General features: G+C 63.9%; 17 protein-coding genes and 1 pseudogene. 2 read left to right on the forward strand and 16 right to left on the reverse strand.

Translation table 11 applies throughout. The annotated features are described in order from the left end of the window. Positions 1–7: 7 nt before the first annotated feature. From AC1DZ5_RS02420 to AC1DZ5_RS02485, 14 genes are all read right to left on the reverse strand, one after another. Positions 8–643 (reverse strand): DUF2239 family protein, encoded by a 636-nt coding sequence (locus AC1DZ5_RS02420; RefSeq protein ID WP_477885665.1) that lies wholly within the window; start codon positions 641–643, stop codon positions 8–10. 107 nt (positions 644–750) lie between these two features. Next, on the reverse strand, positions 751–1,413 hold the full coding sequence (locus AC1DZ5_RS02425) for a hypothetical protein (RefSeq protein WP_477885667.1): 663 nt from the start codon (positions 1,411–1,413) through the stop codon (positions 751–753). Between the two features lie 91 nt (positions 1,414–1,504). Next, positions 1,505–7,747 (reverse strand): excinuclease ABC subunit UvrA, encoded by a 6,243-nt coding sequence (uvrA, locus tag AC1DZ5_RS02430; RefSeq protein ID WP_477885669.1) that lies wholly within the window; start codon positions 7,745–7,747, stop codon positions 1,505–1,507. 147 nt (positions 7,748–7,894) lie between these two features. Next, positions 7,895–8,371 carry a hypothetical protein gene (locus AC1DZ5_RS02435; protein ID WP_477885671.1) on the reverse strand — a complete coding sequence of 159 codons (477 nt, stop codon included), beginning with the start codon at positions 8,369–8,371 and terminating at the stop codon, positions 7,895–7,897. A 68-nt stretch (positions 8,372–8,439) separates the two neighbouring features. Continuing rightward, the gene (locus AC1DZ5_RS02440; protein ID WP_477885673.1) at positions 8,440–8,601 is read right to left on the reverse strand and encodes a hypothetical protein; all 162 of its coding nucleotides are present in this window, start codon (positions 8,599–8,601) and stop codon (positions 8,440–8,442) included. A gap of 95 nt (positions 8,602–8,696) precedes the next feature. Then, positions 8,697–10,457, reverse strand: a complete 1,761-nt coding sequence (locus AC1DZ5_RS02445) for an MFS transporter (RefSeq protein ID WP_477885675.1) — start codon at positions 10,455–10,457, stop codon at positions 8,697–8,699. A gap of 167 nt (positions 10,458–10,624) precedes the next feature. Then, a complete protein-coding gene (locus AC1DZ5_RS02450; RefSeq protein WP_477885677.1) occupies positions 10,625–11,281 on the reverse strand; it encodes a 2-hydroxychromene-2-carboxylate isomerase in 657 nt (218 codons plus the stop codon). Continuing rightward, positions 11,278–11,430 (reverse strand): DUF1289 domain-containing protein, encoded by a 153-nt coding sequence (locus AC1DZ5_RS02455; RefSeq protein ID WP_477885679.1) that lies wholly within the window; start codon positions 11,428–11,430, stop codon positions 11,278–11,280. The genes AC1DZ5_RS02450 and AC1DZ5_RS02455 overlap by 4 nt, the downstream gene beginning before the upstream one ends. 86 nt (positions 11,431–11,516) lie before the next feature. Then, positions 11,517–12,017: a YbaK/EbsC family protein gene (locus AC1DZ5_RS02460; RefSeq protein WP_477885681.1), complete on the reverse strand. Its 501-nt coding sequence runs from the start codon at positions 12,015–12,017 to the stop codon at positions 11,517–11,519. A gap of 14 nt (positions 12,018–12,031) precedes the next feature. Next, complete coding sequence (locus AC1DZ5_RS02465; protein WP_477885683.1) at positions 12,032–12,940, reverse strand: hydroxymethylglutaryl-CoA lyase; 909 nt, start codon at positions 12,938–12,940, stop codon at positions 12,032–12,034. Positions 12,941–12,956: 16 nt separating this feature from the next. After that, on the reverse strand, positions 12,957–13,877 hold the full coding sequence (locus tag AC1DZ5_RS02470) for a 2-hydroxyacid dehydrogenase (protein WP_477885788.1): 921 nt from the start codon (positions 13,875–13,877) through the stop codon (positions 12,957–12,959). Between the two features lie 29 nt (positions 13,878–13,906). Continuing rightward, on the reverse strand, positions 13,907–15,931 hold the full coding sequence (locus AC1DZ5_RS02475) for an acetyl/propionyl/methylcrotonyl-CoA carboxylase subunit alpha (RefSeq protein WP_477885685.1): 2,025 nt from the start codon (positions 15,929–15,931) through the stop codon (positions 13,907–13,909). Positions 15,932–15,949: 18 nt separating this feature from the next. After that, positions 15,950–16,729 (reverse strand): enoyl-CoA hydratase/isomerase family protein, encoded by a 780-nt coding sequence (locus AC1DZ5_RS02480; protein ID WP_477885687.1) that lies wholly within the window; start codon positions 16,727–16,729, stop codon positions 15,950–15,952. An 11-nt stretch (positions 16,730–16,740) separates the two neighbouring features. Next, positions 16,741–18,348, reverse strand: coding sequence for a carboxyl transferase domain-containing protein (locus tag AC1DZ5_RS02485; RefSeq protein ID WP_296470648.1), 1,608 nt, complete (start codon positions 18,346–18,348; stop codon positions 16,741–16,743). Between the two features lie 122 nt (positions 18,349–18,470). On the opposite strand from AC1DZ5_RS02485, the gene AC1DZ5_RS02490 reads away from it, so the two are divergent. Beyond that, complete coding sequence (locus AC1DZ5_RS02490; RefSeq protein ID WP_477885690.1) at positions 18,471–19,502, forward strand: AraC family transcriptional regulator; 1,032 nt, start codon at positions 18,471–18,473, stop codon at positions 19,500–19,502. Positions 19,503–19,553: 51 nt separating this feature from the next. Then, a pseudogene (locus tag AC1DZ5_RS02495) lies at positions 19,554–19,799 on the forward strand (glutathione S-transferase N-terminal domain-containing protein); the annotation flags it as partial. 67 nt (positions 19,800–19,866) lie between these two features. Here AC1DZ5_RS02495 and AC1DZ5_RS02500 read toward each other — a convergent pair. Then, positions 19,867–20,541, reverse strand: a complete 675-nt coding sequence (locus AC1DZ5_RS02500; RefSeq protein ID WP_477885692.1) for an HAD family hydrolase — start codon at positions 20,539–20,541, stop codon at positions 19,867–19,869. Then, positions 20,538–20,945, reverse strand: a complete 408-nt coding sequence (locus AC1DZ5_RS02505; RefSeq protein WP_477885694.1) for a YchJ family protein — start codon at positions 20,943–20,945, stop codon at positions 20,538–20,540. The genes AC1DZ5_RS02500 and AC1DZ5_RS02505 overlap by 4 nt, the downstream gene beginning before the upstream one ends. Between the last annotated feature and the right edge of the window lie 18 nt (positions 20,946–20,963).

Consider the following 20,963-nt stretch of genomic DNA (forward strand, 5'->3'; position numbering starts at 1 on the left):
TCCCTGGTCACGCTGCAAAGGCGTGGGTTGATATTTTGAGTAGATGCGCCTGCACGTCCGCAGGCCACGGCGCCACACGCGCTGCAAAGCCCGCGGAGTCACCGGCAAACAGCGCGCGGCTGGCCTCTTCAAAGCCTGGCTCGTGCCCGGCCATGGTGGACATGAATTTGTAGGTCACAGCGCCGCAGTGGCGCACGCGGTCTTTGGTCTCAGATGCCAGGCGTGCGGTTTCCACCAACTTGCGCAGCGCCACCGAGGCGCCGCCGGGCTGGCGCGCCAACCATTCCCAATGGCGCGGCAACAGCGTCACCTCACGGGCCGACACACCCAGCTTGGGCCGGCCCGGGCCACGTGGCGCGTCGGCCGCTGCAGGCGGCTCTTCTACGGGTGCCGGCGGCATGGCCTGCGTCATCACCGGGTTCAGCGCGTTCAGCCGCGCCTCAAAGTCGGCCAACGTGCCGCGCCAGTCCAGCTCGATCACCTCGCTGCTCGCGTCCTCAAAGACCAGGATGGGCGGCGGGCTGATGCTGCCCGCCCAGCGGTCTACCACCGGCTTGGTGGCCAGAGCCACTTCTCTCAGCGAGCCACTGGCGATACAGCGGCTGCCTTCAAATGCCGTAGACGATGTTTCTAACCATGCCATAAATTTACCCGGATTTAATTAATGTGCAAATTATATCCGGGTAAAACAAAAGCACAAACCCGGACGCTGCCGGGCTTGTGCTGGGTGTGGACAGGGCTGTCGGGTGCTTACTTCTTGCCCCCGCCTCCCCCGCCACCGGAGGAACCGCCACCGCCATGCTCGCCCTTGCCGTGGGTACCTGTTGATCCCGCCTTGTCGTGCAGCTTGGCCTTGGCATATTGCGTACCCGTGGTGCCTTTGCCGGACTTGGAGGCGCTGACCACCGAGCCCAACTTCACGCCCATGGCATGGGCAATCTGGCCCCAGCCCATGCCGCTTTGGCGCTGTGTCAGCACACCAGGCAAGGTCTGGGTTCCCTTGGCGGTGGTTACCGTGCCGCCATTGAGCGCAGCCGCGATTTGCGCAGGCGTGGGGTTGGTAATGCCTTGCTTAGCAAGGGCCGCCTTGGCCAGCGACAGCGCAATGTTCACCTCACCCGTGCCCAGCTTGGTGGTCGTGGGCGTGAAGGTAGTGCTGGTGGCTCCTGTGCCCAGGCTGACCGCAGATCCGCTGCGCAACCCCAGCACCAAGGCTTGCGCGTTTTGCCGGGAACCTGCCCAAGCGGAGTACTCCTTGACCAGCTTGTCGTTAGGCGGGCTGGGTTGGGTGGCCACCGGTGCGGGTGGTGGTACCGGAGTAGCAGACGTTTGTGCCTGTGCCGCCCCCCATGCCAGCAAAACGGCTCCACAGATCACGATAAGGCCGCGTGGTGCGAAAAAAGTGTTGGGCATACAAGGCTCCTTGTTGTAGGGACAGACTCTTATAACGCCCCACTGTAGGCTGCGCCGACGCACAAACCGTAAGCAATTGTTCCCCGAAGCGCTACCGCGCCAACACCGCCTCCAGCGCCTTGCCCGTGTGGGTGCCAAGCTGCACCACGGCTTCGGGCGTTGTGGCGGCTACCACGCGGCCACCACCATTGCCGCCGTCCGGGCCCAGGTCAATCACCCAGTCGGCTTCAGCGATCACGTCCAGGTCGTGCTCGATGACCACCACGCTGTGGCCGCCATTGACCAGGCGGTGCAGCACATGGATGAGTTTTTCCACGTCGGCCATGTGCAGGCCCACGGTGGGCTCGTCCAGCACATACAGCGTGTGCGGCGCCTTGTTGCCGCGCTTGCCCACGTCGTCGCGCACCTTGCTGAGCTCGGTCACCAGCTTGATGCGTTGCGCCTCGCCACCGCTCAATGTGGGTGACGGCTGGCCCAGCGTGAGGTAGCCCAGGCCCACATCTTTGAGCAGTTGCAGCGGGTGCGCGATGACGGGCATGGCGGCGAAGAAGTCGACGGCTTCGTCTACTTCCATCTGCAGCACATCGCCAATGTTCTTGCCGCGCCAGGTGACGGCCAATGTTTCGGGGTTGAAGCGCGCGCCCTTGCAGGTTTCGCACAGCACTTTCACATCGGGCAGGAAGCTCATGCCGATGGTGCGTATGCCCTGCCCTTCGCACGATGGGCAGCGGCCTTCGCCGGTGTTGAAGCTGAAGCGGTTGGACGCGTAGCCACGCGCCTTGGCTTCCAGCGTGTCGGCAAACAGTTTGCGGATGGTGTCCCAAAAGCCGATGTAGGTGGCGGGGCAGCTGCGCGGCGTTTTGCCGATGGGCGTCTGGTCCACTTCGAGCACGCGGTCCACGCTCTCAAAACCTTCCACACCTGCGCAACCGGTCCACTGGATTTTCTCGCCCGCGTCCAGCGCATCGCGGCCAGCCTTGGTGCTGCGTTTTTGCACGGCCACCTGGACGTTGGCCAGCAGTACGTCGCGCGCCAGCGTGGACTTGCCGGAGCCGCTGACACCGGTGATGGCGACCAGGCGCTTGAGGGGCACGTGGACCGTGACAGTTTGCAGGTTGTGCAGGTTGGCGCCTTTGACGGTTAGCCAGCCGATCTTTGGCTTCTGTGTTTTGGCTGGGCCCGCAGCGGGTAGCCCCAGGGCGGGCTCCTCATGCATTTGCTGCGCAACTGCCAAATCGTCACCCGCCCTGGGGCTACCCGCTGCTGCGACGGACATTTGGGCGGTGCGGCGGTCAGCCAATGCTGCGTATTCGGCGGCCACTTTCGTTCGCTCTGCCAATTCGATGTTTGCCTTCTCGCTGGCGCTCACTTGTGCAGCTGCCACCGCAGCCTTGGCTGCTTTAGCACTGAGCTTCTTCGCAGGTTTATCAACACTCACGGTGGGAGTCGTATCGCCGGGTGACGATTTCGTGTACCCGTATGAGGAACCCGGCGATACGGCTTCCGCCGCGTCGAGCGCCAAGGTCTCCGCATAAGAAACCATCCCGCGACGCACTGCCAGGGGATGCTTCATCGCATGCAGCAAATACCGCCCAGTCTGCGACTCGGGAGCCGCTTGCACATCGGCAATGGAGCCCTGCGCCACCAACCGCCCACCGCGCTTGCCCGCACTGGGGCCAATGTCGATGATGTGGTCCGCATGGCGAATGGTGTCTTCGTCATGCTCCACCACCACCAGCGTGTTGCCCTTGTCGCTCAAGCTCTGCAAAGCGCCCAGCAATATCTTGTTGTCGCGCGCATGCAGACCAATGGTGGGCTCGTCCAGCACATAGCACACGCCCTGCAAATTGCTGCCCAGCTGCGCGGCCAATCGAATGCGCTGCGCCTCGCCACCGCTGAGCGTGGGCGCACCCCGGTCCAGCGTCAGGTAGCCCAGGCCCACCTCTTCCAAAAACTCCAGCCGGCTCTTGATCTCGGGCACCAGGTCGCGTGCGATGTCGCCTTCACGCGTGGTCATGCCGCCCACTACTTGCAGCGTCTGCACCCACTTGCGCACATCGGTCACCGAGAGGCGCGCAATATCGGTGATGCCCACGTTGGCGAACTTCACATTGCGTGCGGTGGCGTTCAGGCGCGTGCCGTTGCAGGTGGGGCAGGTCGCGTCGTGCAGGTCTTCAATGTCGGCCTCGGCAAAAGTTTGCTCGCGGCCCTTGTTGTCATCGTCCTTCACGGAATCGTCAAACACCTTGCGCTGCTCTTTGGTTAGCGCGACACCGGTGCCCACGCAGTCCGGGCACCAGCCATGCTTGCTGTTGTAGGAGAACAGGCGCGGGTCCAGCTCGGCATAACTGGTGCTGCACACCGGGCAGGCGCGCTTGGTGGAGAACACCTGCACTTTGCCAATGCCCGCCGCAGGCGAGCCGGCCACCATGGCTTCGCGCAGGCCATCAATCTCGCTCAGCACATAGACCACGCCCTTGCCATGCGTGAGCGCATCGGCCAGCGCCTGGCGCAGCGCGGGTTCATTGGACGGCGACACATCTAGACTGGCCACCGGCAGCTCGATGTTGTGCTCCTTGAAGCGGTCGATGCGCGGGAAGCTGGTGGTGGGCAGGAAGTTGCCGTCCACCCGCAGATGCGTGTAGCCACGTGGCCGCGCCCAGTCCGCCAGCTCGGTGTACACGCCCTTGCGGCCCTGCACCAGCGGCGCCAACAGCCCAATGTGCTGGCCACGGTAGTTCTTCAGCAACTGCGCCGCAATGCTGTCCGCCGACTGCGGCTCCACCGCCGCGCCGTCCTTGTAGCAATGCTGGGTGCCCAGCTTCACGTACAACAGACGCAAGAAGTGCCAAACCTCGGTAGTCGTACCCACCGTACTCTTGCGCCCACCGCGCGAGAGCCGCTGCTCAATCGCAACCGTAGGCGGAATGCCATACACCGCATCCACCTCAGGCCGCCCTGCGGGCTGCACGATGGAACGCGCATACGCGTTGAGCGACTCCAGATAGCGCCGTTGGCCTTCGTTGAACAAGATGTCAAACGCCAACGTCGATTTGCCCGACCCCGACACCCCCGTCACCACACTGAACTTGCCCCGTGGAATATCCACCGACAGTGACTTCAGGTTGTGTTCCTTCGCATTAACGATACGAATCGAATTCGATGCGTCAGCGAGCAACGCCCCGGAGGCGGATGGGCTTGCGCCCGGTGCCGATTTGGCAATCGCGAAGCGAGTGTATGAGGCTCCGGGCGTAAGCCCGTCCGCCGCAGCGAACGACGAAAAAGTAGCCCGGTCCTCATTGACCTCATGCACCACCCCCATAGCCGCCGCATATTCCCGCAGCGCCTTGCCCGTATGCGAAGTTGCATGCAGCAGCAAATCTTCCGGCGTGCCGTAAGCCACCACCTCGCCTCCCGCATCCCCGCCCTCAGGCCCCAAATCAATCAACCAATCGGAAGCCCGAATCACATCCAGGTTGTGCTCAATCACTACCAGCGAATGGCCCGCATCCAACAACTTGCGCAGCGCGCGCATGAGCTTGGCAATGTCATCAAAGTGCAGCCCCGTGGTGGGCTCATCCAACATGAACAGCGAACCACGCTTGGCCACGAGCTGCTTGCTCGCGCTGCTGGTTTTGGCGGCTTCCGCCAAAAAGCCCGCCAGCTTGAGGCGCTGCGCCTCACCACCCGAGAGCGTGGGCACCGGCTGCCCCAGCTTCACATACTCCAGCCCCACATCCACAATGGGCTGCAGCACGCGGATCACATCGCGGTCGGCGCTGAACAGGTCGGCCGCTTCGCTGACCGTCAGGTCCAGCACATCGGCCACGTTCACATTGCGGCCCTTGCGCTCAATCGTGACTTCCAGAATCTCGGGCCGATAACGCTTGCCATCGCAATCCGGGCAGCGCAAGTACACGTCGCTGAGGAACTGCATCTCCACATGCTCAAAGCCCGAGCCGCCGCAGGTGGGGCAACGCCCATCGCCACTGTTGAAGCTGAACTTGCTGGCGGTGTAGCTGCGCTCCTTGGACAGGGAGGCGCCCGCAAACAGCTCGCGGATCGCATCCCACGCACCCACATAGCTCACAGGGTTGGAACGTGCGGTCTTGCCTATCGGCGACTGGTCCACAAACACCACTTCGCTGAGCTGCTCCGCCCCCAGCAGGCGCGCGTGGGCACCCGGTGTCTCGGTAGCTTTGCCAAAGTGGCGCAGCAGTGCAGGGGCCAGCACGTCCTGAATCAGCGTGGACTTGCCGGAACCGGACACACCGGTCACGCACACCAAACGCTGCAGCGGAATCTCGACGGTCACGTTTTTGAGGTTGTGCTCGGTAGCCCCCTCCAGAATCAGGCGTGGCGTGTTCGGCGCCACCATGCGCTTGAAGCCCATGCCCACCTGCTTGCGGCCACCCAGGTAGGCGCCGGTCATGGTGTCCGCGCCTTTCAAGGCTTCGGTCGTGCCATCAAACACAATCTGCCCGCCCTTCTCGCCGGGGCCGGGGCCCATGTCGATCATGCGGTCGGCGGCCAGCATCACGGCCGGGTCATGCTCCACCACCACCAGCGTATTGCCCGCATCGCGCAGGCGCTGCATGGCCACGATGATGCGATTCATGTCGCGCGGGTGCAGGCCGATGCTGGGCTCGTCGAGAACAAACAGGGTGTTGACCAGCGAGGTGCCCAGCGCCGTCGTCAGGTTAATGCGCTGCACCTCCCCGCCCGACAGCGTACGGCTTTGCCGGTCCAGCGTGAGGTAGCCAATGCCGACATCACACAGGTACTTGAGGCGTGTGCCCACTTCCTCAAACAACAGCTTGAGCGTCTTCTGCTCAGCCTCGGACGTGGCCGCCGCAGACAAGGCGGAGTTGGGCGTATCCAACTGCACTTGCAGGGAATCGAAGAAACGCTTCAGCTTGTCCAACGACATCAGCATCATGTCGTGCAGGCACAGTCCGGGCAGCACTTCGAGTTGGGCGCGCGTCCACTTCACACCTTGTGGCATGAAGCGCTTGGCGGGCGGCAGCACGGCATCGGCCTGTGCCTTGGTACCGATGCGCCACAGCAGGCTCTCGGTCTTCAACCGCGCACCTCCGCAGGTGCCGCATGGCGTGTAGCTGCGGTACTTGGACAAGAGCACGCGGATGTGCATCTTGTAGGCCTTGCTCTCCAGGTACTCGAAGAAACGGTCCACACCAAACCAGTGCTGGTTCCACTTGCCGTTCCAGTTGGGCGAGCCCTTGTATACCCAGTTTTTCTGTTCCTCGGTTAATTTGTACCAAGGTGTATCGCGTGGGATGCCTGCGGCCTCGGCGTGGCGCATCAGGTCGTCCTGGCATTCTTGCCAGGCAGGCGTCTGCATAGGCTTCACGGCGCCCGCACGCAGTGTCAGCTTGTCGTTGGGAATCACCAGCCCGTAGTCCACCCCCACCACGCGGCCAAAGCCGCGGCAGGCCTCGCAGGCGCCCACGGCGGAGTTGAAGCTGAACATGGACGCGATCGGGTCCGTGTAGCGCAAATCGCTTTGCGGGCAGTGCAGGCCGGTGGAAAAGCGCCAGAGCGTGGGCGCGGTAGTTGCTACATTTTCAGGAGCTGCTGGCGCAGTGTCGACGGGGGCTACAGCATCATTTAATACATAAACATTGAGGCGCCCACTGCCGCGCTTCAGTGCCACCTCGATGGCTTCCAGCACACGGGCCTTCTCCACGCCGTCGATGCGGAAGCGATCAGCCACGACATCCAAGACCTTTCTCGGTCCGCTGACGGTAGACACCTCGCGCTCGGCCTGCACCCGCGTGAAGCCGCTGGCGCTGAGCCACTGGGTCACTTCCTCTTGCGTGGTGCTGGCGGGCAGTTCCACCGGGAAGGTAAGCACCAGGCGCGGGCCCGAAGCCTCGGCGGCGCGGCGTACCAGCTCGGCATATATCGTCTCGGGCGTGTCGTGCTGCACCGGCAGCGCGGTGTCCTTGTCGAACAGGTTGCCCGCACGGGAGAACAGCAGCTTGAGGTGGTCGTTGAGCTCCGTCATGGTGCCCACCGTGGAGCGGCTGGAGCGCACCGGGTTGGTCTGGTCGATGGCGATGGCTGGTGGTACACCTTCCACCTTGTCCACAGCGGGTTTGTCCATGCGGTCCAGAAACTGGCGCGCGTAGGCGCTGAAGGTTTCTACGTAGCGGCGCTGGCCTTCGGCGTACAGCGTGTCAAACACCAAGCTGGACTTGCCCGAGCCACTGGGGCCAGTCACCACGGTCAATTCGCCGGTGCGAATGTCCAGGTCAAGGTTCTTGAGGTTGTGCTGCCGCGCTCCGCGAATGCGGATGGTTCCCTGGGACATAAGTGAATGCTCTTCTGGAGGAGGAGAGACATTCTAGGCAACCACATAGATGAAAACCGTGTGTGAGGGCAATTTTGCGCCGAGCCGCCTCAAGCAAAATTAGCCCCCTTGGGGGGCAGCGACCCGCGCAGCGGCGGAGCGTGGGGGCTAGCCCTTCAGGGCGCGCTCCAATTCCCGGCACGCTTTGGAGCCCAGGGCTTCCTGGATCTTGGGCAGCAGGGCCAGCAGGTCGTCATAGCCGGCTGCGGATTCCACGGCCAGGTTCAACCGAAAACCACGCAGGCCCATGCCAGCGGTGAGCTTGGTGGCGATGGGCTTGCCGTCGCTGTAGCGTTCTTGCGCCGTGCGGTTGCTGGGGGGTGTTGCGGCGTCTTCCGCGTCTTGAATCATCTCGGCCGAGGCCGCAGGCGCGGGCTCGGCCTCGGCGACTGCAGCCAGAAAGCCCTGTTCCACCATGTGCAGCACATCCGCCTCGACCACGCCCATGCCAGCGGTGGCCGCGAGCACCTGTTCTAGCGTCTTGTTGCCGTCGAACAGAATGAAGGTGGAGCGCTGTTTTGCAGAAAACAGGGGCGAGCGCTCTTTGAACGCCTGTTGCCCCGCCTCCGTCTTTGCATATCTCATGCGGACATTCTAGGGGCCGTACCCCGGTTTTGCGGGTGCTTCACGTATTTGCGCCCTCCACGTTAACCCTACTTGGCTGCACTGGCAGCGGCGGCGGGTGTGGCTGGGGCGTCTGTGTGCGCGGCATCCACACCATGCTTTTCTCCACTCATATCCAAATCTCCACCCTTGCTCAGGATGAACAGGGCAAGGGCGGCAAACACCACAAAACCCACTGCAATTTTCCACATACCATTTCTTTCAAAAAAAAGGCCCCCACAAGGAGAGCCTGGAAATTGCCCCGACCCACAAAGGTCGGGGCGTTAACTCACGTCAATCGAACAGATCAGTCGTTCGCGTAGATGTCCACGTCTTTGGTTTCCTTGATGAACAAGGCACCAATGACGACAGTTGCACCAGCGATGATGATGGGGTACCACAGGCCGTTGTACATGTTGCCGGTCTGCGCCACGATAGCGAACGCAGTGGTAGGCAGCAAGCCACCGAACCAGCCGTTACCGATGTGGTACGGCAGGCTCATGGAGGTGTAACGGATGCGAGTGGGGAACATTTCCACCAGCATGGCGGCAATGGGGCCGTACACCATGGTCACCAGAATCACCAGGTAGGTCAGCAGGGCAATCACCATGACCTTGTCCACCTTGGCAGGATCTGCCTTGGTGGGGTAGCCGGCGGCCTTCAGGGCAGCACCCAGATTGGCACCCAGCAGGGTGGCGCCAGCGGTCTTCTCGTTGCCCAGGTCAGCAACCGACTTCTTGGCGGCGGCGACAGCCTTTTCGTCCACCGGGTTGGCAGCAGACACTTCAGCCAGCTTGGCTTCGGCCTTGGCCTTGGCAGCGGCGATGTCTTCAGGGCTGTACTTCACGTTCACCACAGTCTCACCAACCTTGATCACGGCAGGCGTACCGGCCGCGGCCACCACGTTGTCATACGACACCGAAGCACCGGCCAGGCGTTGCTTGGCCACGTCGCAGCTCGATGTGAACTTCTTGGTGCCTGTTGGGTTGAACTGGAAGGAGCACTCAGCAGGATCGGCAGTCACCGTCACCTTGGCAGCGGCTTGCGCAGCAGCCAGGTCAGGGTTGGCGGCTTTGGTCAGCGCGGAGAACACGGGGAAGTAAGTCACCACCGCCAATGCGCAGCCACCCAAAATAATCCACTTGCGTCCGATCTTGTCAGACAGGGAGCCGAAGATCACGAAGAACGGCGTACCGATGATCAGGGACACAGCCACAAAGATGTTGGCCGTAGGACCGTCCACCTTCAACGCCTGGGTCAGGAAGAACAAGGCATAGAACTGGCCGGAGTACCAGACCACGGCCTGGCCGGCGGTCAAACCGATCAGGGCCAGGATCACGATCTTCAGGTTCTTCCATTGGCCGAAGGACTCGGACAGGGGCGCTTTGGAGGTCTTGCCTTCGGCCTTCATCTTCGTAAAGGCGGGCGACTCATTCATGCTCAAACGAATGTAGACGGACACGGCCAACAGCAGGATGGACACGACGAACGGAACGCGCCAGCCCCAATCGGCAAAGGCTTCTTCGCCCATCGCAGTACGGGTACCCAGAATCACGATCAGCGACAGGAACAGGCCCAAAGTTGCCGTGGTTTGAATCCAGGAGGTGTAGGCACCACGTTTGCCGTGGGGTGCGTGTTCCGCCACATAGGTCGCAGCACCACCGTACTCACCACCAAGCGCCAGACCCTGCAGCAGACGCAGGGCAATCAGGATGACGGGAGCGGCCACGCCAATCGAGGCGTAGTTGGGCAAGATACCCACGATGAAGGTGGACAAGCCCATGATCAGGATGGTCACCAGGAAGGTGTACTTGCGACCAATCATGTCGCCCAAGCGGCCGAAGAAAATGGCACCGAAGGGGCGCACGATGAAGCCGGCAGCAAACGCCAACAGCGCAAAAATGAAGGCAGAGCCTTCATCCAGACCACTGAAAAACTGCTTGGCGATGATGGCTGCCAAAGAACCGTAGAGGTAGAAGTCGTACCACTCAAAAACGGTGCCGAGTGAGGAAGCGAAGATAACTTTCTTCTCTTCCGCAGACATCGGCCGTGGGGCTACGTTTGCCATATTTGTGTCTCCAATCGTTGTACAGCCCCCGACATGAAGGCTTGCCGTATTCTTGGAGTAGGCACTGACCCTGCTCTGACGCGAAACCAACGCTGGCTTGCGCGAAACTGACTAGGCTCTGACAGATTAAGGTCTAACCCTGTAGGGCCATTTCACATCACGGCAATTCACGCGGAGCGCAAGGGTATTCCCGAGGGCACAGCGTGCACCCCCGCCCAACGCGTGTCAGCTTCGTTATCGGTGAACCAGGCGTCGCCTTCCAGGTAGGCGCGCAGCATGGGCAACGCGTCCACGCCCCAGAACACCTTGCCGTCCACCTCGAACGAAGGCACGCCAAACACCTGCGCCGCAATGGCCTCGTCCGCATGGGCCTTGAGCTGCGCTTTCACCTCCGGTCCGGTGGGGTCTTGCACGGGTGCCAGCGACTGCGTGACGGCGGCCAGGCGCTGCGCATCGCCCGCATCGGCACCACCGCGCCAGACGTGGTGAAACAGGGTCTCGCAGACGTAACGGTTCGGCAGGCCGGCCGCATCGGTGGCCACGGCCAGGCGCAACAGGCCCAGCGGGTTGAAGGGGTGCACCGCGGGCATGTCCAGCGCCACGCCCTTGGTGTGGGCCAGCCACTGCACATGGCGGTAAATCCAGGCGCGCTTGGGCGGCACCTCGGCCGGGCCCAGCACACCGTTGTGCTTGAGCAGGCCGCCCAGAAACACGGGCTTGTAGGTGACGCTGTAGCTCAGGCCCAGCAGCGCCAGCGGCAGCTCTTCAAACGCCAGGTAGGCGTAGGGCGAGATGAAGTCCAGGTAGAAGGTGATCTGTTTCATGCGGGGAACTCCTGCGGGTGGGTCGTCACGATGCGCTGGGCGATAGCGGCCCACACCTGTTGCTTGGTGGAGTCGGTGCTGGTGCTCCAGTCGCGGATCTCGTCCAGCGTGCGAAAGCAGCCTTCGCACAGACCGGTGCTGGGGCCCATGCGACAGACCGAGCTGCAGGGAGAAGGCACATTTTCGGCCCCAGCCCGCATAGACGCTGCGCGAGCAGCTAGTCTTTTGATAGCACTCATGCAGGCATCTCCACCACATCGGCCACCGGCGCATTGGCCAGCGCCAGCAAATCCTGGGGCGCCAGCTTGAACACGCCATGGGGGTGTCCGGCCGCGGCCCATACCTCGTCAAAACGGAACAGGTCCTGGTCGATCAGCGTCACACTGGGCGTGGCGTGGGCGATGGGGCTGACGCCGCCAATCGAAAACCCGGTACGCTCTTTGACAAACGCGGCATTGGCCCGGCCCAGCGGCCCCACCAGCGCGGCCACCTTCGCTTCGTCGACCCGCCGGTCGCCCGAGGTGACGACCAGCACGGCCACATCGTCGGCCAGGCGGCGAAAAATGATGCTCTTGGCAATCTGCCCCACGGCAATGCCCAGCGCATCGGCCGCCTGCTGCGCGGTGCGCGCGGCGCCGTCCAGCATGACCGGGCTGTGCGGGTGGTTCTGCGCCTGCAGGGCAGCCGCCACGCGCTGCACGCCTTCGGGTAGTTCAGTCAATTCAGCTCCACACATGCAGTTGGCGCGCCTCAGCCCAGGCGCTTGGTCAACAGCGCATTGGCCGCACGCGAATGCGGTTTGCGCACCAGAAAGTCGCTGATGAACTTGCCCGCATCGATCAGCTTGTCCAGGTCAATGCCGGTTTCAATGCCCATGCCGTGCAGCAGGTAGACCACGTCTTCCGTGGCCACATTGCCGGTGGCCCCCTTGGCGTAAGGGCAACCGCCCAGGCCAGCGGACGAGGTATCGAAATGCCAGATGCCCATCTCCAGGCTCACCAGCGTGTTGGCCAGCGCCATGCCGTAGGTGTCGTGGAAGTGGCCCGACACCTGGTCCACGCTGTAGTGCTGCAGCGCGGCGTCCAGCGCGCGCTGCACTTTCACCGGCGTGCCCACGCCAATCGTATCGGCCACGCCCACGTGCTCCACGCCAATGTCCTTCATGAGCCGCGCCACCAGCGCCACGCGTTCGGGCGCAATCTCGCCCTCGTACGGGCAACCCACGGCGCACGAGATGGCGCCGCGCACCGCAATGCCCGCCGCCTTGGCCGCCTGCGCCACGGGGCGAAAGCGCTCAATGCTTTCCTCGATGGAGCAGTTGATGTTCTTCTGGCTAAAGGCCTCGCTGGCCGCGCCAAACACAACGATCTCGTCGGGCTTGGACAGCACGGCTGCCTCGTAGCCCTGCATATTGGGCGTGAGCACCGAGTAGCGCACGCCGGGCTTGCGCTGGATGCCCGCCATGACCTCGGCGTTGTCGGCCATCTGGGGCACCCACTTGGGGGACACGAAGCTGGTGACTTCAATTTCCTTGAGCCCCGCATCCTGCAGGCGGTGCACCAGCTCTACCTTGATGGCGGCGGGCACGGGTTGCTTCTCGTTTTGCAGACCGTCGCGCGGGCCGACATCGATGATTTTGACTTGGGATGGGTAGGCCATGGGGTGTCTCCGGGGTTCAGTAGCCGCGCGCCGCATCGACGCGGCCCGCCACCGGCTCGCCGCGCTCCAGCGCGCCGATCTTGAAGGCGATCTGGGCGATGCTCTCGCTGCGCAATGTGCGGGCTGAGGTGTGGGGGGTCAGGGTAATTTTGGGGTGGGACCAGAACGCGTGATCCTTGGGCAGGGGCTCTATGCGGAACACGTCCAGCGTGGCACCGGCCAGGTGGCCGCTGTCGAGGGCGGCGATGAGGTCGGCGTCCACCACGTGGGCGCCGCGTGCCACATTGATCACATAGCCACCCGAGCGGATCTTTGCCAGTCGCTCGGCGTTGAGCAGGTTTTCGGTGTCGGGCGTAAGTGGCAGCAGGCACACCACCACGCGGCTGGCGGCCAGAAAGGCGTCCAACTGGTCCTCGCCCGAAAAACTCTGGATGCCGGGCACCGCCTTGGGCGAGCGGCTCCAGCCGTTCACGGGGAAATCAAACAGCGCCACGGCCTTGGCCACGCGCTCACCCAGCACCCCCAGGCCCAACACGCCCACCGGGTAATCCAGCCGGCTGCGCGGCTTGCGGAAGGACCACTTGCCATGCGCCACGTCCGCCTCATAGCCATCGAACTCGCGGAAGTGGCGGATCAGCGCATGACACACATACTCGGCCATCTGCACCGACATGCCAGCATCGTCCAGCCGGATGACGGGCACGCCCTTTGGCAGGTCCAGCTTCATCAGCGCATCGACGCCCGCACCGGTGTTGAAGATGGCCTTCAGGCCAGTCTGCTCGTTCAGCAACTGCTGAGGCGGCTTCCACACCACGGCGAAATCCGCCTGCGGCGCACCGGGCTCCCACAGGGAGACTGTGGCACCCGGCAAGGCTGCTTGCAGGCCGGGGATCCAGGAGGCCGCATCCATATCGGCCGAGTAGTAAATAACGTTCAAAGAAGGCATGCGGCCATTCTCTCCGCAACTCAGGCCGCAGTCTCCAGGCGCAGCAATTCAGCCCCTTCGGTCACCTGGTCTCCGGGCGCAAACAGCAACTCGGCCACCGTGCCATCGGCCGGCGCGGCAATGGTGTGCTCCATCTTCATGGCTTCCATCACGGCCAGCGCCTGGCCCTTGGTCACCGCGTCGCCCACCTTCACCGCAAACGACACCACCTTGCCTGGCATGGGCGCGGTCAGTCGGCCGCCCTCGGCATGGGTTTCCCCTGCATGGGCCAATGCGTCAATTGCTACGATTTGTATAGCGCCTTGCGCAGTGAATACGTGGGCTATATCGCCATTTCTATAGATATGGGCCAAAACGCGCTGCGCACCGAGCTGCAAGTCCAGCGCGCCCGTGGCGCTTACGGCCCACTGCAGCGGCAGGCTCTGCCCCGCCACGGCAAGCGTGTAGCGGCCACGCACCGTCGTCAGCACCACGGTGTGGGGTTCGCCAGCGTACTCCAGCGCAAAGCCGCGCACCGACGGACCATGCGAACGCCAGCCATCGCGCTGCGCCCAGGGGTCGCGCCAGCCTGCCGTGTCGGTCTGCGCGCCTTGGCCCTGCTCGGCCTGCAGCGTGTGCGCCACCAAGGCGGCGGCGGCCAGCGGCAGGCCCAGCTTGTCCTGGTTGAACAGGGCTGCGGCCTCGCGTGGAATCAGCGCCGTGTCCAGATTCGCCTGGGCGAACGAGGCGCTGGTGGTGACATGGCGCAAAAACTGCACATTGGTGGCCAGCCCCACGATATGGGTTTGCGCCAGCGCGGCATCCATGCGCGCCAAGGCCTCTTCCCGTGTGGCGCCATGCACAATGAGCTTGGCCACCATGGAGTCGTAATAGGGGCTGATGGTGTCGCCCTGGCGCACGCCGGAGTCCACGCGTGTGCCATGGCTGGCGCGCTCAAAGGTCACATGCGCGGGCAGGCCGTAGACCTGCAGCGTGCCGGTGGCGGGCAGGAAATTGTTGTCGGGGTTCTCGGCGCAGATGCGCGCCTCAATGGCGTGGCCCTGGATCTTCAGCTCGTGCTGCTGCAGCGGCAGCCGCTCGCCCGACGCCACGCGCAGCTGCCATTCCACCAGGTCCTGCCCGGTGATGGCTTCGGTGACCGGGTGCTCCACCTGCAGGCGCGTGTTCATCTCCATGAAAAAGAAGGTCATGCTGCCATCGGGCTTTTGCTCGACGATGAACTCCACCGTACCGGCGCCCACGTAGTGCACAGCGCGCGCTGCCGCCACGGCGGCTTCGCCCATCTGCTTGCGGAAGGCCTCGGTCATGCCCGGTGCGGGCGCCTCTTCCAGCACCTTCTGGTGGCGGCGCTGTACCGAGCAGTCGCGCTCGAACAGGTACACGTAGTTGCCGTGCGTATCGCCGAACACCTGAATCTCGATATGGCGGGGGCGCTGCACGTACTTTTCAATCAGCACTGCATCGTCACCAAAGCTGTTGATGGCCTCGCGCTTGCACGACGCCAGCGCTGCCGCGAAGTCCTCGGCCTTGTCCACCGCGCGCATGCCCTTGCCACCACCACCCGCGCTGGCCTTGATGAGCACGGGGTAGCCAATACGGTCCGCCTCGCGCTGCAGCAGCGCGGGGTCTTGGTCGGCCGCGTGGTAGCCGGGCACCAGCGGCACGCCGGCCTTTTCCATCAGCTGTTTGGACTCGGCCTTCAGCCCCATGGCCAGAATGGCGGATGCGGGCGGGCCGATGAACACCAGCCCCGCTTTGGCACAGGCCTGGGCGAACTCTTCGTTCTCGCTCAAAAAGCCATAACCCGGGTGGATGGCCTGTGCACCCGTGGCCTGCGCCGCGGCAATGATTTTTTCCCAGCGCAGGTAGCTGTCTTTGGGGGCGCTGCCGCCGATGTGAATGGCTTCGTCGCAGGCCGCTACGTGCTTGGCGTTCGCATCGGCATCGGAATACACCGCGACAGTTTTGATAGCGAGTCGCGCAGCAGTGGCAGCCACGCGGCAGGCGATTTCACCGCGGTTGGCAATCAGAATTTTGGTGAACATGTTGTTTTCCTCGGGAACTCAGACCAGCCAGTTCGGCTTGCGTTTCTGCAGGAAGGACTGCACGCCCTCCTTGCCCTCGCTGCTGCTGCGGATGTCGGCAATGCCTTCCACGGTGTGGGCGATCAACGCACCGTCGATCTCACGGTCAGCTACGGTCTGCACCAGCTCCTTGCAGCTGCGCACCGCATTCGGGCTGGCGTTGACCAGGGCCTTGACCAGCTCGGCCACCTTGGCGTCCAGCTGCTCGGCCGGCACCACCTCGTGCACAAAACCGATGCGGTGCGCCTCCTGCGCGCTAAAGCGCTCGGCCGTCAAAAAGTAGCGATGTGCAGCACGCGCGCCCATGGCGCGAATCACATAGGGGCTGATGGTGGCCGGAATCAGGCCCAGCTTCACCTCGCTGAGGCAAAAGCCCGCGCTGTCGACCGCCACCACCATGTCGCAGGCCGCCACCAGGCCCATGCCGCCGGCGACTACATCGCCCTGGATACGCGCGATGGTGGGCTTGGGGCAGGCATACATCACACGCAGCATTTCAGCCAACTTGGCGGCGTCCGCCAGGTTCTCGGCGCGCGTGTAGTCGGCCATGCGGCGCATCCAGTTCAGGTCGGCGCCCGCGCAGAAGGCGGGGCCTTCGGCCGCCAGCACCACAGCGCGTGTCTCGGCGCTCGCTGCTGCGGTCTGGAAGGCTTGGGTCAGCTCGGCAATCACTTCGTCGTTGAAGGCGTTGCGCACCTCGGGGCGGTTCAGCGTGATGGTGAGCAGCGGGCCGGTGTGGGTCAGGGTCAGTGCGGTCATGGCGCGATCCCTTACATGCGGAAGACACCAAACTTGGTGTCTTCAATCGGCGCATTCAATGCCGCACTCAGGCCCAGGGCCAGCACACGGCGCGTGTCGGCGGGGTCGATCACGCCGTCGTCCCACAGACGGGCACTGGCGTAGTAAGGGTGGCCTTGCTCGTCGTACTGGCGGCGGATCGGCGCCTTGAAGGCCTCTTCTTCCTCCATGCTCCAGGCGCCGCCCTTGCCTTCAATGCCGTCGCGCTTGACGGTGGCCAGCACACTGGCCGCCTGCTCGCCACCCATGACGCTGATGCGCGCGTTGGGCCACATCCACAAAAAACGCGGACTGTAGGCACGACCACACATGCCGTAGTTGCCGGCGCCAAAGCTGCCGCCGATGATGATGGTGAACTTAGGCACCTTGGCGGTGGCCACCGCGGTGACCATCTTGGCGCCGTTGCGCGCGATGCCTTCGTTCTCGTACTTGCGGCCCACCATGAAGCCGGTGATGTTCTGCAAAAACACCAACGGGATCTTGCGCTGGCAGCACAGCTCGATGAAGTGCGCACCCTTGAGCGCCGATTCGCTGAACAAAATGCCGTTGTTGGCGATGATGCCCACGGCCATGCCCTCGATGTGGGCAAAGCCGCAAACCAGCGTGGCGCCATAACGCGGCTTGAACTCGTGAAACTCGCTGCCATCGACGATGCGGGCGATGATTTCGCGCACGTCAAAGGGCTTGCGTGTGTCGGTGGGGATCACGCCGTACAACTCTTCCGCTACATATTTAGGAGCTACTGGCGCAAGTGTGGCGAGGGCTGGAGGCTTCTTTTTATTCAAATGGGCGACCGCCTGGCGGGCCAGGGCAATGGCGTGCAGGTCGTTCTGCGCTAGGTGGTCGGCTACGCCGGAGAGGCGCGTGTGCACATCACCACCGCCCAGGTCTTCGGCCGTCACCACCTCGCCCGTGGCGGCCTTCACCAGCGGTGGGCCGCCCAAAAAGATGGTGCCCTGGTTCTTGACGATGATGGTCTCGTCGCTCATGGCGGGCACATAGGCGCCACCTGCCGTGCAACTGCCCATGACCACGGCAATCTGCGCAATGCCCTGGGCACTCATGTTGGCCTGGTTGAAGAAGATGCGGCCAAAGTGGTCGCGGTCGGGAAACACCTCGTCCTGGTTGGGCAGGTTGGCGCCGCCGCTGTCCACCAGGTAGATGCAAGTGAGGTTGTTTTGCGCCGCGATCTCCTGCGCGCGCAAGTGCTTTTTGACCGACAGCGGGTAGTAGGTGCCGCCCTTCACGGTGGCGTCGTTGCACACAACCATGCAGTCCACCCCGCTCACACGGCCAATGCCGGCCACGATGCCGGCGCCCGGTGCCGCGTTGTCGTAGACGTTGAGCGCGGCCAGCGGTGCCAGCTCCAGAAACGGTGTGCCAGGGTCCAGCAGCATGGCCACGCGGTCGCGTGGCAGCAACTTGCCACGTGCCACATGCTTGGCGCGGGCCGCCTCGCCTCCGCCTTCGGCAATGCGGGCCACCTGGGCCTGCAGGTCGTCGACCAGGGCGCGCATGGCGCTGGCGTTGGCCGCAAAATCGGCCGAGCGGGGGTTGAGCTGGGATTCCAGAATCGTCATGGGCGCATCCGGTCAGGGGTTGGACAGTCAGCAGGCATTGTGCGTCCGCCGCCCGCCCGGCGGGACGCCACTGAGGTTGCAAATCCTGCCACGGCTCGTGCATTTTTTGGCACACTGGGGGAATGCCGCACCCCAGCCCCATTGCCGCCACGCCCATGGCCTTTGTCCAAGCCATTGTGGCCGCCTACGCGCGCTACGGCCAAGACCCGGCCAGCGCCCTGGCCCAGGCACAGATTGCGCCAGAGCAGGTGCTGCAGGACCATGCCCGCATCACCGCCTGGCAGATGGAGCGCATCTCGGACCTGGCCATGCGCGAGTTGGACGACGAGGCGCTAGGCTGGTTCAGCCGCCGCCTGCCCTGGGGCAGCTACGGCATGCTGGCACGCGCCTCCATCAGCGCGCCCACGCTGGCGCTGGCCGTGAAGCGCTGGTGCCGCCACCACGGCCTGATTGCCGACGACGTCACGCTCACACTGCAAACCACTGGCAGCACGGCCAGCATCAGCATTGCAGAGCACCGGGAGTTGGGCGAACGCGGCGCACTGCGCGAGTTCTGCCTGGTCTCGGTGCTGCGCAACATCCATGGCCTGGCCTGCTGGCTGGTGGACTCGCGCATTCCGCTCCTGCACGCGCAGTTTCCGTTTGCAGCACCACCCCATGAGGAGGCCTACCACGTACTGTTTTCAGGTCCCGCCCGCTTCGGGCAAGCGCAGGCTGCTATCAGTTTTGATGCCCAGTACCTGCAACTGCCGCTGCGGCGCGACGAAAAAGCCCTGCAGCAAATGCTGCAACACGCCTTGCCGTTGACGGTGCTGCAGTACCGGCGCGACCGCCTGCTGGTGCAGCGCGTGCGCCAACTGTTGGGTGCCCAGCCGCAGGACACGCATGGCGCCGAGGCGCTGGCAGCACTCCTGCACGTGTCACCCCGCACGCTGCACCGCCAGCTCAAGGAAGAAGGTGCCACGCTGCAGGCCCTGAAAGACGAGGTGCGCCAAAGCCGCGCCACCGAGCTGCTGCTGCGCACCCAACGCCCCATCAAGCAGGTGGCCGAGGCGGCGGGCTTTCAGAACGAGAAGAGTTTTATCCGCGCCTTCAAGGGCTGGACCGGCCAGTCCCCCGCCGAGTTCCGCCGCAGCGCCACACCACTGGCGTGAAGCCCCTGCCGCGGCACACCCTGTACCGGCCGCCAGCCTACACTGCTTGCCATGATTGTTCTGCACCACTGCGTCAGCGCACGCTCTCTGCGGCCCCTGTGGCTGCTGGAAGAGCTGGGCCTGCCCTACGAGCTGCGCATGTTGCCCTTTCCGCCCCGCGCGCTAGCACGTGACTACCTTCAGGAGAACCCGCTAGGCACGGTGCCGCTGCTAGTGGACGGCGCCACGCTGACCTTTCCGCAGACCCTGGTGCTGCGCTACACCCACTTCGAACCGCCGGAACGCCTGCAGGTGCAGCAGCAAGCGGCGCTGGACCAGGGCGTGCCGACCACGCCATCGCCCGACATCCGGCTCTGATGCAGGTTTAGGCGGGCTGGCGCAAGTCCGCGCCCAACAGGCAGGCGTGCAATGCGTCCATGTGCGTGAACACCCGGTGGGCACCAGCTTGGATAAGCAGATCGCCTTGACCCGCTGGCGCATAGGCAAACACCATAGTGCCCGCAGCCACACCGGCGGCAATGCCAGTCACCGTGTCTTCCACCACCGCACAGCGGCTGGCGGGCACACCCAAGGCCTGCGCCGCAGCGAGGTACACATCAGGATGCGGCTTGGAGCGTGGCATCTCGTGGCCGCTGAACACCCGCCCGTCAAAGTAAGGCCAAAGGCCCACCTTCTGCAGCTGCATTTCCACCTTGGCCCGGTCTGCCCCGGAGGCACAGGCAATGCGCCCTCGCACACTGGCGTGCACGGCTACCACCGCGGGCACAGCACCGGCAATGGCAGCCACCTGCGCATCCAGCGCCACATTGCGGCGTACGCGAAATTCGGCCATCCACTCCGGTGTGAGTGGCTTGCCGGTCTCCGCCTCGATGCGGGCGCGCTCGTCGATCACCGCCTTACCCACAAAGATGTCCATACACGCCTGCACGCTCAGCCGCCAGCCCTGCTCGGCCAGCACGTCGCGCAACACGCCGTTGGTAATCGGCTCGCTGTCTACCAGCACACCATCGCAATCAAATAACACCGCATCAAACTTCACAGCGCATCTCCATCCACATACAGCCAGTGGCCGTCTTCCCATACAAAGCGGCTGCGCTCATGCAGGCGCACAGCGGGGCCAGCCAACGGTTTTTGGCGCGCCACAAATTTCACCTCGGCGTGGGTCGCGTCCAGCACCGCATGGCTGCGCACATCCAGCCCCAGCCACTTCACGCCGGGCTCAAACTCGATGCTGGTCGGGCGGTGGCTGGCGTGCCAGGTGCGCAGCAAGTAGGGTGCACGCTCCAGGGCAAAGGCACTGTAGCGGCTGCGCATCAGGCTTTCGGCATCGGGCGCGGGGGTGTCGCTGTCCAGCCAGCGGCCACAGCACTGGCCATAGGGTGCGGGTTTCTTGTTATTCAGCCGGCCGCAAGGGCAGGCGTCGTCAGGGTCCAGGGATTTCATGCCCGCCATCATGCCTTG

It is taken from the genome of Rhodoferax sp. P1_F3 (assembly GCF_056405715.1).